This is a genomic window from Mycobacterium sp. PTI7, from assembly GCF_056679845.1.
Map to the genome: position 1 here is coordinate 5118748 of NZ_CM155252.1, position 12546 is coordinate 5131293.

A 12546-nucleotide genomic window follows, 5' to 3' on the forward strand; every position below is an offset into this window, starting at 1 on the left:
TGAGACGCCATGCCCGCCGAACGATCAGACGCAGTTCGCGCCAGCGCCGCGCGTCCCGATGCCGTTCGCGCAAGCGGCTCATCGGCGACCAGCGCGAACGGCTCGACCCGACGCGACGAACTCCTCGCCGTCGCCACCAAGCTGTTCGCCGCCCGCGGCTATCACGGCACCCGGATGGACGACGTCGCCGACGCGGTCGGCCTCAACAAGGCCACGGTCTACCACTACTACGCGAGCAAGTCGCTGATCCTCTACGACGTGTACAAGAGCGCGGCCGACTTCACCGTCGGCGCCCTGCACGACGATCCGACGGCGTCCGCGCGCGAGACGATCTACCACTTCACCCGCCGGCTGCTGGTGGGCATCGCCAGCGACATCGAGCGCGCCGCCGTCTACTTCCAGGAAGGCCCCTACATCTCGGAGTGGTTCACCGAGGAGCAGGTCGCCTACATCCGGACTTCGGAGACCACGGTTTACGAGCACGTGCGCGACGTGATCGACCGCGGCATCGCCAGTGGCGAGTTCAACGACTGCGACTCCCACGTCCTGGCCCTCGGGTACATCGGCATGACGCTCGGCGCCTACCGCTGGCTGCGGCCGCAGGGCCGGCGCAGCGCACAGGAGATCGCCGTCGAGTTCAGCACCGCGCTGTTGCGAGGGCTCATCAAGGACGAGACCGTCCGCCTCGAGTCGCCGCTGGGCATCGACGTCAAGACGGCGGCCGCTCGTGAGTGACCTGTTCCGGCTCGATGGGAAGGTCGCGGTCGTCACCGGCGGCGGTCGCGGCATCGGCGTGATGATCGCCCGCGGTCTGCTCGACGCCGGTGCGCGCGTCTACCTCTCGAGCCGCAAGGCCGCCGAACTCGACGCCGCCGTCGCCGAACTGTCGCCGCTGGGCCAGGTCGACGCGGTACCCGCCGACCTCGGCACCGCCGACGGCGTCGCGACGCTGACGTCCTACCTCACCGAGCGCGAGGACGCGGTCCACGCCCTGTTCAACAACGCGGGCGCGGCGTGGGGCGCGACGTTCGAGGACTTCCCGGAGTCCGGCTTCGACAAGGTCTTCGACGTCAACGTGAAGGGCGTGTTCCTGCTGACCCGGGCGCTGGTGCCCCTGCTCACCGCCGGCGCCACCGACGGCGACCCGGCCCGCGTGGTCAACACCGGCAGCATCGACGGCATCGTCGCCCCCGAGAAGGGCCGCGACAACTTCTCCTACAGCGCCAGCAAGGCCGCGGTGCACATGCTCACCCGGCACCTCGCCGGCGAACTCGCGCCGCGAATCCTGGTGAACGCCATCGCCCCCGGACTCTTCCAGTCCCGTATGACCAAGGAGCTGCTGTCGGCCGGCTCGGAGGCGGTGGGCTCCGCGCTGCCGCTCGGTCGCATCGGCGCACCCGACGACATGGCGGGCATCGCCGTCTTCCTGGCCAGCCGAGCCAGCGCCTACATCACCGGCGCCGTCATCCCCGTCGACGGAGGAGTGAGCACGATCCGATGAAGTCGACCATCCTCTCCCGCCGCGACCTGGACTTCCTCCTCTACGAGTGGCTGGGGGTGGACGACCTCACCAAGCGGGACCGCTTCGCCGAGCACTCCCGCGAGACGTTCGACGGCGTCCTCGACCTCTGCGAGCAGCTCGCCACCCGGTACTTCGCGCCGCACAACAAGACCAGCGATGCCCACGAGCCGACGTTCGACGGCACCACGGTCACCGTCGTCCCCGAGGTCAAGGAGGCGATCGACGCCTTCGCTCAGGCCGACCTGCTCGGCATGACCGCCGACGAACGGCACGGTGGCGCACAGCTTCCCGTGTGCGTCGCGCAGGCCGGCTTCGCGTGGGTCGCGGCCGCCAACGTCTCGACGTCGGGCTACCTGATGCTGACCATCGCCAACGCGAACCTGGTCGCCCACTTCGGCACCGACGAGCAGGTCGACGCGTACGTGCGGCCGATGCTGTCGGGCCGGTTCCTCGGGACGATGGCGCTGTCGGAAACGCAGGCCGGGTCCTCGCTCGCCGACATCACCACCCGCGCCGAACCGCGCGACGACGGCACCTACCGGCTGTTCGGCTCGAAGATGTGGATCTCGGGCGCCGAACACGAGATGAGCGACAACATCGTCAACCTCGTACTCGCCAAGATCCCGGGCGGCCCGCCCGGCACCAAGGGCATCTCGCTGTTCCTGGTGCCGAAGTTCCTGGTCGGGCCCGACGGCTCGATCGGCGAACGCAATGACGTCGCCATCGCCGGCCTCAACCACAAGATGGGCCAGCGCGGCATCACGAACACCGTGCTGAACTTCGGCGACGGAACACACACGCCTGCAGGCGAACCCGGTGCGATCGGCTACCTCGTCGGCGAGGCGCACCGCGGCCTGGCACACATGTTCCACATGATGAACGAGGCCCGGCTCGGCGTCGGCATGGGTGCGGTCGCGCTCGGCTACACCGGCTACCTGAAGTCGCTGCAGTACGCCCGGGAGCGTCCGCAGGGCAGGCTCGTCACCGCCAAGGACCCGTCGACGCCGCAGGTGCCGATCATCGAGCACGCGGACGTCAAGCGAATGCTGCTGGCGCAGAAGGCCTACGTCGAGGGCGGCATGGCGCTGGAGCTGTACTGCGCGCGGCTGATCGACCTGCAGCACACGGCGGATTCGTCCGAAGAGGCCGAGCACGTGACGCTCCTCTTGGACATCCTGATCCCAGTCGCGAAGGCCTGGCCGTCGCAGTGGTGCCTGGCGGCCAACGACCTGGCCATCCAGGTCTACGGCGGGTACGGCTACACCCGCGAGTACGACGTCGAGCAGCACTACCGCGACAACCGGCTCAACCCGATCCACGAGGGCACCAACGGCATCCAGAGCCTGGATCTGCTGGGCCGCAAGGTGACCCAGCGCGGCGGCGCCAGCCTGGCCGAGCTGGGCAGGGCCGTCTCGGCGACCTGCGACCGTGCCGGAGCCACCGGCGGTGAGGCCGCCGACCTCGCGGCCGACCTGCGGGCCTCGTGGGAGCGGCTGGTCGGCGTGACGGCAGGCATGTTCGCCGCGGGCGACGCCGAGGCCGCCATGGCCAACAGTGCGGTCTACCTGGAGGCGTTCGGACACGTCGTCGTCGCCTGGCTGTGGCTGGAGCAGTACGTGACCGCCGAGGGGCACGCGGGCGACTTCTACGACGGCAAGCGCGCCGCCGCGCGGTTCTTCTACCGCTACGAGCTGCCGCGGACCGCACCGCAGCTGGACCTGCTGGCCAGCCTCGACCGCACCACACTCGACATGCGCGACGCCTGGTTCTGACCCGCCGCGGTGCCTCGACGAGCAGCGATGCTCGAACGGCATCAAAGGATGCTAAAAGAGGCTTGGACAGGTATTGCCTCGCCTACCTACGTTGAGTGACGACCGACACACCCACCGCGGTGTTCGTGCAGATCACACAACGAGGAGTGATTCATGTCCAGCATCGTGCGCACGCGGCGGCCCATCCGCGCAGGACTCGCCACCGCGGCCGCAGCCGGCCTCATCCTGACCGGGTGCGGCGGAGTGCAGACCAGTACCGGTGGCAGTTCCGGCGGCGACTACCCGTCGGGCACCGTCGAGATGTACGTGGGCGCATCGGCGGGCGGGTCCAGCGACCTGATCAGCCGCGCCGTGTCCAAGGGCCTCTCCGACGACCTCGGCGCGTCGTTCCCCGTGATCAACCGGGAGGGCGCCAACGGTGCGCTCGCCGCCGCCGAGATCGCCAACGCCGCACCGGACGGTGCCAAGATCGCCATCCAGAACGCCTCGCTGTTCACGATCACCCCGCTCGCCGTCAGCCCCGACGAGGTGACGACGATCGACGACTTCGACGTCGTCCACGGCGTCTCCCGGGACGACTACGTCCTGGTGACCAGCCCCGCCAGCGGGTTCCGCAACCTCGGCGACGTAGAGAAGTCCCCCCGCGTCGTCCGCTACGGGACGACCGGCGTCGGCACCGGAGCGCAGCTGTCCGCCGCGCTGATGTTCAAGACCAGCGGCGTCGACTCGCAGGCCGTGCCCTTCGACGGGGGAGCGCCCGCGCTGGCCGCGGTGCTCGGCAATCAGGTCGACGTCGCCAGCATCCAGGTCGGCGAGGCCATCGAGAACATCCAGTCCGGCAAGCTGACGCCGCTCGCGGTGTTCAGCCCCGAGCGCATCGAGTACCTGCCCGAGGTGCCGACCGCCAAGGAGCAGGGCCTCGACGTCGAGGTCACCCAGTACCGCTTCATGACCGTGCCCAAGGGGACCCCGCAGAACGTCAAGGACGCGCTGGTCAAGGGACTCGAGGCCACCTTCGCGACCGACTCCTACAAGGACTTCAACAAGCAGAACAGCCTGACGCCCATGGAGGTGTCCGGCGACGAGGTCGTGACCCGGCTGAAGGACGACCAGAAGCGGTACACCGACCTGGTCGCGGAGTACGACATCAACCTGCGCAACGAGGGCTGACCCGTGAACGAGGTGACCACCGACGCGGACAGGGATCGCGAGCCGACCCCCTCGACCACGACGCCCGAACCCGTTGTCGCACATCCGCACACGCGTGACATCCTGGCCGAACTCGAGGCCGAGGTGGCCCAGGAGATGGAGGAGGACCGCCCGCCGTCGGGTGGACCCGTCTACCAGATCGTCGGTGCCCTCGTCGGGGCCGCGATCGGCATCGGCGGGGCGGTGCTGTCCTTCGGTTACGGACTCGGCTCCCTGCGCGAGCCCGGCCCCGGACTGTGGCCGTTCGTCGTCAGCGTCCTGATCGCGGCGTTGTCGGTGGTACTCCTCGTCGTCGGACGCGGGCTCACCGACAGCGAGGCGTTCACCCGCAGCAGCGTGCTGCCGGTGGTCGGCATCGTCACCTTCGTCGCGTTCGGACTGATGTTGCCGCTCACCGGGTTCGAGATCCCCGCACTGCTGCTGTGCGTGATCTGGCTGCGGTTCCTCGGCAGGGAGAGCTGGCGCAACACCGTGGTGATCAGCCTGGTGACCGTGACCGCCTTCTACCTCCTCTTCCTCTACGGGCTGAGCATCCCGCTGCCCCATCTGATCTCGATCTGAATCGACGGCCATGGACTTCAACGCCTTCGTCGACGGGTTCGCGCTCGTCGTCCAACCGACCAACCTGCTGTACTGCCTCGTCGGCGTCCTGATCGGCATGGTCATCGGCGTCCTGCCCGGCCTCGGCCCGGCGGCGACCATCGCGATCCTGCTGCCGATCACCTACACCATCGATCCGGTGTCGGCGATCATCATGCTCGCCGGCATCTATTACGGCGCCCAGTACGGCGGCACCATCACCTCCGTGCTGCTCCGCCTGCCCGGTGAGGCCTCGTCGGTGGTCACCGTCTTCGACGGCTTCGCGCTCGCCAAGCAGGGCAAGGCCGGCACGGCGCTCGGCATCGCGGCCATCGGATCGTTCGTGGGCGCGACCATCTCGATCGTCGGCCTCACCCTGCTCGCACCGGTGGTCGCAGAGGTGGCGCTCGACTTCGGGCCCCCCGAGTACGCGGCGCTCGCCCTGCTCGGCGTCCTGCTGGTCGCCACCATCGGCAGCGGCAACAAGCTCAAGGCGATGATCGCCGGCGCCGTCGGTCTGCTGTTGGCGACCGTCGGTCGCGACAGCTTCAGCGGCGCAGAGCGATTCACGTTCGACAGCCTGCAGCTCGCCGACGGCATCGACTTCGTGGTCGTCGCCATGGGCCTGTTCGGCGTCGGCGAGATCCTCTACAACCTCGAGGCACGCCACGGCAAGCCGCACGTGCCGGCCAAGGTGGGCAACGTGTGGCCGTCGCGCAAGGAGCTGCGACAGTCGTCGGGTGCCATCGGTCGGGGCTCGATCATCGGCTTCGTCCTGGGCGTGCTGCCCGGCGGCGGCGCGGTGCTGTCGTCGATCGTGGCCTATGCGACCGAGAAGCGTCGGTCGAAGACACCGGAACGCTTCGGCCGCGGCGCCATCGAGGGCGTCGCCGCCCCCGAGACCGCGAACAACGCGGCGGCCACGTCGTCGTTCATTCCGCTACTGACCATCGGCCTGCCCGCCAACGCGACCATGGCCATGCTGTTCGGGGCGCTGCTGATCCTGGGCGTCTCGCCCGGACCGCAGCTCGTCACCGAGCACCCCGACGTGTTCTGGGGCGTCATCAACTCGATGTACATCGGCAACATCCTGCTGCTGATCCTGTCGATCCCGCTGGTGGGCCTGTTCGTCCGGATCTTGCGGGTGCGGCCGGCCATTCTCGCGCCGATCACGGCGCTGATCACGATCCTCGGCGTCTATACGATCAACAACTCGGTGTTCGACATCTTCCTGATGGTCGTGTTCGGCATCATCGGCTACCTGATGAAGAAGGCCGGCTTCGATCCCGGGCCGATGGTCCTGGCGTTCGTGCTCGGCACCATCATCGAATCGAGCACGCGCCGTTCACTGTTGATCTTCGGCGGCGATCCCACGGGGTTCGTCACCCGCCCCATCTCGGGCACCATCCTGGCGATCTTCCTCGTGCTGGCACTGCTGCCGGTGATCCGGCACGTGATGAAGCTGCGCCGGGCGCACGCCGCACCCGACCGCGAGACGGAGAAGCTCGGCGTGTGACGCGTCAGTGCGCGGTGTCGAGGCGCCTGCGGGTGTTGCCGAGGTGCACGCGCATCGCGGCCCGCGCGGTGTCGGGGTCGCCGGCCAGGACGGCGGCGGCCACGTCGTCGTGCTCCCGGCGCAGCCGCTCGACCTGCCCGACGTCGGCCTGAGAGTGCTCGTCGCCGAGCCGGGTCCGGGCCAGCATGATCACCATCGGTCCGAGCGAGTCGAGCAGTTCGAGGTAGAACCGGTTGCCGCTGGCGGCCGCCACGGCGCGGTGGAACAGGAAGTCCGCCTCCACCGCGTCCTCGGGCGCCGCCGCGATGAACGCGCCGAGCGCCGCGCGGATGGCGGCCCGGCCGGTGTCGTCCACCCGGCCGGCCGCCAAAGCCGCCGCCTCGCACTCCATCCCGATCCGGAAGTCGACCATGTCGAGCACGTCGCGCTGGGTGCGGATCGCGGCCGACTCGACGGTGAACGACGTCGGCTCGGGGACGGCCAGCACGAACGATCCGCGACCCTGGAACGTCTCGACCAGTCCCTCGGCGCGCAGCCGGGTCACCGCCTCGCGGATGACGGTCCGGGAGACGCCGAACTCGTCGATCAGCTCGGCCTCGGACGGCAGCTTGTGGCCGGGCGGCAGGTCACCGGCGAAGATCTTGTCCTTCAGCCCGGTGACGACCTTCTGGGCGAGCGTCGTCGTCACGGTGTCGCGACTCTACCGCGCGAGCAGTCGCGAACTCCCCTCAACCCGCGGGATCGAGGGGAGTTCATGACTGTTCGCGGACGGGGTGTTGTCAGGGCTTCCCGAACGACGCCGTCTCCACCGTCCGCGCCCGCATCTGGTCGCTGAGCGTGAAGCCGAGCCCCGGGCGATCCGCGAGCCACATGCGACCGTCGTGAATGTCGATGCGCTCGTTGAACAGTGGGTTCAGCCACTCGAAGTGCTCCACCCACGGCTCGGTCGGGTAGGTCGCGGCCAGGTGCAGGTGGATCTCCATCGCGTAGTGCGGCGCCAACGCCAGGCCGGCGTGCGCGGCCAGGGTGGCGAAGCGCAGGAACGGGGTGATGCCGCCGATGCGCGGGGCGTCCGGCTGCACGATGCCGCGGTAGCCCGCCTCGACCAGTGCCATGTGCTCGGGCACCGACGTCAGCATCTCGCCGGTGGCGATCGGGGTGTCGAAGGTGTGGCTGAGGTCGGCGTGGCCCACCGCGTCCCACGCGTCGAGGGGCTCCTCGATCCAGATGAGGTCGAACGCCTCGAGTTCCCGGCACATGCGGCGGGCGCGGGCGCGGTCCCACTGCTGGTTCGCATCGACCATCAGCGGGGTCTCGCCGAGGTGTTCGCGCATGGCGGTCACCCGCTCGAGGTCCTTCTTCCAATCCGGCTGTCCCACCTTGATCTTGATGCCGCCGATGCCGGATTCCAGGGAGGCGTCGGCCTTCTCCTTCATCTCCTCGAGCGAGGCCTGCAGGAAGCCGCCCGAGGTGTTGTAGACGCGGCAGGAGTCGCGGTGTGCACCGATCAGCTTGGCGAGCGGGAGGTCGGCACGGCGCGCCTTGAGGTCCCAGAGGGCGACGTCGAGTGCGGCGATGGCCTGCGAGGCGACGCCCGACCGTCCGACGGACGCGCCGGCCCACAGCAGCGACTGGTAGATGCGGTCGATGTCGGACGGGTCCTGGCCGATGGCGACCTCGGCGATCTCGGCCAGGTGCGCGTACTGCGCCTTGCCGCCCGCGCGCTTCGAGTAGCTGAAACCCATTCCCGTCAGGCCCTGTTCGGTGAGGACCTCCACGAACAGGAGCACGGTCTCGGTCAGTGGCTTCTGGCGACCGGTGAGGACCTTCGCGTCGCTGACGGGGTTGTCGAGCGGCAGCACGACGTGCGACAGGGTGAGGTGGCGGATGCGGTCGGACATCAAGACTCCTATGATAAGCGTTCAACTCATCATACAAGTTGCGAGACGTATGACAACCCCTCGACGGGGCCGACCTTCGGCGGCGTTGGCCGGCGCTAGAACTCGATGATCTGCCGGACGGCGTTGCCGTCGGCGAGTTGGTCCATGCCCTCGTTGATCTCGTCGAGCGTGATCGTCGACGACACCAGCTGCTCGACGGGCAGCCGGCCCGACCGCCACATGTCGACGAACTTCGGGATGTCCCGGGCGGGCACCGCCGAGCCCAGGTAGCTGCCGATCAGCGTCCGGCCCTCGGCGACCAAGGCCAACGGCGACAGGCTGATTCGCGCGTCGGGATGCGGCAGGCCCACCGTGATGGTGCGGCCTCCCGGTGCCGTGACGGCGACCGCGGTCTCCAGGGCGGACGGATGGCCGACGGCCTCGATCACCACCTCGGCCTTCAGGTCGCCGACGTCGTCGGGCGTGACGGCCGCGTGCGCGCCGAGTTCCCTTGCTCTGTTCAACTTCTCGGGCAGGCGGTCGACGGCGACGACGCGGACGTCATCATGTGCGAGTGCGGTGAGGATGGCCGCCATGCCGACGCCACCGGCCCCGACCACCGCCACCGTCTGTCCGGCCAGCGGCTTGCCGGCGTTGAGCACCGCGCCACCACCGGTCAGCACCGCGCACCCGAGCAGCGAGGCGACGACGGGCGGCACGTCGTCGTCGACCGGCACCACCGAGCGGCGGTCGACCACGGCGTGCGTCGCGAACGCGGACACCCCGAGGTGGTGGCGGACCTGCTCGCCGTCGCGGGTCAGCCGGACGTCACCCGACAGCAGCGTGCCGGCGCCGTTGGCCGCACTGCCCGGAACGCACGGAGCGAGGCCGTCGGTGGCGCACCCCGCGCATTCACCGCAGCGCGGCAGAAACGTCATCACCACCCGTCGTCCCACCGACAGGTCCGACACCCCGGAGCCGACGGCTTCGACCACGCCCGCGGCCTCGTGGCCCAGCAGCATCGGGATCGGGCGCACCCGGTTGCCGTCGACCACCGACAGGTCGGAGTGACACAGGCCGGAGGCCTCGATGCGCACCAGGATCTCGGTGTCCCCCGGAGGCGCGAGGTCCAGCTCGGCGACCACCAGCGGACGCGACTCGGCGTAGCGACGCGGCGATCCGATGTTCTCGAGGACGGCTCCACGAATCTTCATGGCACCAGCCTGCCCTGCCGGACCACGCCGCAACAGCGCGAGTGGCCACTTACGGCGCGGTCGACGACCGAACGCGCGTCGTAACTGGCCACTCGCGGCCTGAGAGACTGGCCGCATGGCCGTCGAGGAGCGCACGCTGACCAGTCGAGACTTTCCGGTGCACTGGCCGGTGCTGACGCGGTGGACCGACAACGACATGTTCGGCCACCTCAACAACGCGGTCTACTACGAGCTGTTCGACACCGCGATCAACGCCTGGATCAACACCAGCGCCGACGTCGACCCCGTGACCGCGCCGTGGCTGGGCGTCGTCGCCGAGTCCGGCTGCCGCTACTTCGCCGAACTGGCCTTCCCCGACCCGCTCGTCGTGGGTCTCGCGGTGACGCGGTTGGGCACCAGCAGCGTCACCTACCGGCTCTCGGTCTTCGCGCCGGACGTCGAGGCCGCGCCCGTTGCCGCGGTGGGGCACTGGGTGCACGTCTACGTCGACCGCACCAGCCGCCGGCCCGTCCCGATTCCGGACGCGATCCGCGCCGTGCTGGCGACGGCGGTGGTGGAGTAGGGGGTCAGGGGGCCGAACCGTCGAGCCACGCCGCGATCGCCGCGACCCCGTCCCGGAAGAAGATCCGGTAGGCCCGGTCGCCCACGTAGCCGATGTGCGGCGTGGCCGTCACGTTGGCCATCGTGCGCAAGGGATGCCCCGCGGGCAGCGGCTCGGTGTCGAAGACGTCGAGGCCGGCGCCCGCGATCGCTCCGGAAGCCAGGGCGTCGATCAGCGCGGCCTCGTCGACGATCGGGCCGCGGGACGTATTGATCAGCAGGGCAGTCGGTTTCATCGCCGCCAGCTCCGCGGCGCCGATCAGGCCGCGGGACCGTTCGCTCAGCTTGAGGTGGATTGTCAGCACGTCGGCGCTGGCGAAGAACTCGTCGCGGGGCAGGTAGCGCGCGCCGGCCTCGGCGGCGGCGTCGGGGGTGAGGTTCTGGCTCCACGCCACGACGTCCATGCCGAACGCCGCCCCGATGCGCGCGATCCGCGACCCGATCCGGCCGAGGCCGAGAACGCCCAGCACGCGACGGTCCAGCTCGCGGCCGACCGTGGTCTGCCACCCACCGTCGGCGACGGAGCGGCTCTCGGCCACCAGGTGCCGCGCCGACGCGAGGATCAGCGCCCAGGTGAGTTCGACCGTCGACGCGACGCTGCCGCCGGTGCCGCTGACGTGGATGCCCAGCTCGTCGGCCGCCGCCATGTCGATCGACGCGTTGGCCGGACCCGTGGACGCGATCATCCGCAGCCGGGGGAGTCGCTCGAGGACGTTGCGCGGCAACGGCGTTCGCTCGCGCATCACGAACACCACGTCGAACGGCGCGAGCCGCGTCACCAGCTCGTCGGGATCGGCGACGTGGTCGTCGAACACGGTCACGTCGGCGCGGGCGGTCACCGGCTCCCAGTCGGCCGAGGCCAGCGCCACGTTCTGGTAGTCGTCGAGCACGGCGATGCGGGTGCGACCGCCCGTCGCCGTTCCGTGGATGCTCACCAGGGCGACGATATGCTCGCCCGATGCCCATCGTGAGCAAGACCGTCGAGGTGTCGGCGTCGGCCGAGGCGATCCTGGCGATCGTCGCCGACTTCGAGGCCTACCCCCAGTGGAACGAGGAGATCAAGGGCTGCTGGATCCTGGCGCGCTACGACGACGGCAGGCCAAGTCAGCTCCGGCTGGACACCTCGGTGCAGGGCATGGACGGCATGTACATCCAGGCCGTCTACTACCCGGGGCCCAACCAGATCCAGACCGTCATGCAGCAGGGCGACCTCTTCTCCAAGCAGGAGCAGGTGTTCTCGGTCGTCGAGATGGGCCCCACCACGCTGCTCACCGTCGACCTGGACGTCGAGACCACCATGCCGGTGCCCGCGATGATGCTGAAGAAGGTCGTCAACGACGCCCTCGATCACCTCGCGGAGAACCTCAAGAAGCGCGCCGAGCAGCTGTCGGCGGGCTGACCTCCGCCCGCCGAGTGTGGGCTCGAGCCACGCGTTTCTCGACGAACCGTGGCGGTAACCCACGTTCGGCGAAGGGGGGCGCAGCGGTCAGCGCCACAGCCCCAGGTGGTCGAGCCGCGCGGTCAGGCGGCGGGCGCCGTCGGCGTACTGCTCGGCGGTGAGCCTCGCGACGGCGTGCTCGTCGCGGCTGCGCAGGGCTGCGACCAGCGCCCGGTTGTTGACGACGGCCTGCGCGCCCCAGTCGGGATCGTCGGCGTACATCGTCGACGGCAGGTAACGGCTGGCGTGCAGCAGGAACCACGCCAGCTTCATCCGCCCGGCGGACCGGTTGAGCGTGCGGAAGAACGCGAACTCCGCCTCGATCACCAGGTCGCCGTCCTGCGTCTCGACGCCGGCGGCGAGGAGGTCGATGTGGTGGTCGAGTTCGTCGAGTTCGGCGTCGGTGACCCGCTGGGTGGCGGTCCGGACCAGCCGGTTGGCGATCGCGGCCTGCAGCCAGAAGATGTCCTGGATGTCGTCGCGGGTGAACGGCGCGACCACGTGTCCGCGGTGCGGTTCGAGGTGCACCATGCCCTCACCGCGCAACGTCCGCAGCGCCTCGCGGACCGGCGTGATGCTGACGCCCAGCTCGGTGGCGGTCTCGTCGAGCCGGATGAAGGTGCCCGGTCGCAGCGTGCCGGTCATGATGCCCATGCGCAGGTGGGCGGCCACCTCGTCGGCCAATTGCTCCCGGCGGCGAGCGGGCCGGGTCGCGGCGGCTGCCTTCACGTTCTTCCCACTCTCCCGAGCAAACTGGCGGGGCTTGTACCCGGGCCGCCGAGGCCATAGTGTGACCCGGGCAACACCATGTTTGAT

Annotated in this window: 13 protein-coding genes; 8 read left to right on the top strand and 5 right to left on the bottom strand. The window is 69.6% G+C overall.

The genetic code is table 11. The features are described from left to right. The first annotated feature begins 9 nt into the window (after positions 1-9). The 6 genes from AC1MEY_RS24695 (at position 10) to AC1MEY_RS24720 (ending at position 6598) form a co-directional block, all read left to right on the top strand. Positions 10-735, top strand: a complete 726-nt coding sequence (locus AC1MEY_RS24695; protein ID WP_480227987.1) for a TetR/AcrR family transcriptional regulator — start codon at positions 10-12, stop codon at positions 733-735. Then, positions 728-1501: an SDR family oxidoreductase gene (locus AC1MEY_RS24700; RefSeq protein ID WP_480227988.1), complete on the top strand. Its 774-nt coding sequence runs from the start codon at positions 728-730 to the stop codon at positions 1499-1501. Before AC1MEY_RS24695 ends, AC1MEY_RS24700 begins: the two co-directional genes overlap by 8 nt. After that, positions 1498-3294 carry an acyl-CoA dehydrogenase gene (locus tag AC1MEY_RS24705; protein WP_480227989.1) on the top strand — a complete coding sequence of 599 codons (1797 nt, stop codon included), beginning with the start codon at positions 1498-1500 and terminating at the stop codon, positions 3292-3294. Before AC1MEY_RS24700 ends, AC1MEY_RS24705 begins: the two co-directional genes overlap by 4 nt. Before the next feature lie 153 nt (positions 3295-3447). After that, positions 3448-4464: a tripartite tricarboxylate transporter substrate binding protein gene (locus AC1MEY_RS24710; RefSeq protein WP_480227990.1), complete on the top strand. Its 1017-nt coding sequence runs from the start codon at positions 3448-3450 to the stop codon at positions 4462-4464. Between the two features lie 3 nt (positions 4465-4467). After that, entirely contained in the window at positions 4468-5064 is a 597-nt protein-coding gene (locus AC1MEY_RS24715) for a tripartite tricarboxylate transporter TctB family protein (protein WP_480227991.1), read from the top strand. A 10-nt stretch (positions 5065-5074) separates the two neighbouring features. Then, positions 5075-6598 carry a tripartite tricarboxylate transporter permease gene (locus AC1MEY_RS24720; protein WP_480227992.1) on the top strand — a complete coding sequence of 508 codons (1524 nt, stop codon included), beginning with the start codon at positions 5075-5077 and terminating at the stop codon, positions 6596-6598. Between the two features lie 4 nt (positions 6599-6602). Here the strand turns inward: AC1MEY_RS24720 and AC1MEY_RS24725 are convergent, their stop codons facing one another. The 3 genes from AC1MEY_RS24725 to AC1MEY_RS24735 all read right to left on the bottom strand — a co-directional run bounded on the left by AC1MEY_RS24725 (position 6603) and on the right by AC1MEY_RS24735 (position 9692). Beyond that, positions 6603-7286 (bottom strand): FadR/GntR family transcriptional regulator, encoded by a 684-nt coding sequence (locus tag AC1MEY_RS24725; protein WP_480227993.1) that lies wholly within the window; start codon positions 7284-7286, stop codon positions 6603-6605. Positions 7287-7377: 91 nt separating this feature from the next. Beyond that, positions 7378-8499 (bottom strand): L-talarate/galactarate dehydratase, encoded by a 1122-nt coding sequence (locus AC1MEY_RS24730; RefSeq protein WP_480227994.1) that lies wholly within the window; start codon positions 8497-8499, stop codon positions 7378-7380. A gap of 95 nt (positions 8500-8594) precedes the next feature. Then, positions 8595-9692 carry an alcohol dehydrogenase catalytic domain-containing protein gene (locus AC1MEY_RS24735; protein WP_480227995.1) on the bottom strand — a complete coding sequence of 366 codons (1098 nt, stop codon included), beginning with the start codon at positions 9690-9692 and terminating at the stop codon, positions 8595-8597. A 115-nt stretch (positions 9693-9807) separates the two neighbouring features. Here AC1MEY_RS24735 and AC1MEY_RS24740 point away from each other — a divergent pair, with 115 nt between their 5' ends. Then, positions 9808-10254 (top strand): acyl-CoA thioesterase, encoded by a 447-nt coding sequence (locus AC1MEY_RS24740; protein WP_480227996.1) that lies wholly within the window; start codon positions 9808-9810, stop codon positions 10252-10254. Positions 10255-10258: 4 nt separating this feature from the next. On the opposite strand, the gene AC1MEY_RS24745 is transcribed toward AC1MEY_RS24740, so the two are convergent. After that, positions 10259-11227: a D-2-hydroxyacid dehydrogenase family protein gene (locus AC1MEY_RS24745; RefSeq protein WP_480227997.1), complete on the bottom strand. Its 969-nt coding sequence runs from the start codon at positions 11225-11227 to the stop codon at positions 10259-10261. Positions 11228-11250: 23 nt separating this feature from the next. On the opposite strand from AC1MEY_RS24745, the gene AC1MEY_RS24750 reads away from it, so the two are divergent. Next, positions 11251-11691, top strand: a complete 441-nt coding sequence (locus tag AC1MEY_RS24750) for an SRPBCC family protein (RefSeq protein WP_480227998.1) — start codon at positions 11251-11253, stop codon at positions 11689-11691. A gap of 87 nt (positions 11692-11778) precedes the next feature. On the opposite strand, the gene AC1MEY_RS24755 is transcribed toward AC1MEY_RS24750, so the two are convergent. Further along, the gene (locus tag AC1MEY_RS24755) at positions 11779-12459 is read right to left on the bottom strand and encodes a GntR family transcriptional regulator (RefSeq protein ID WP_480227999.1); all 681 of its coding nucleotides are present in this window, start codon (positions 12457-12459) and stop codon (positions 11779-11781) included. Between the last annotated feature and the right edge of the window lie 87 nt (positions 12460-12546).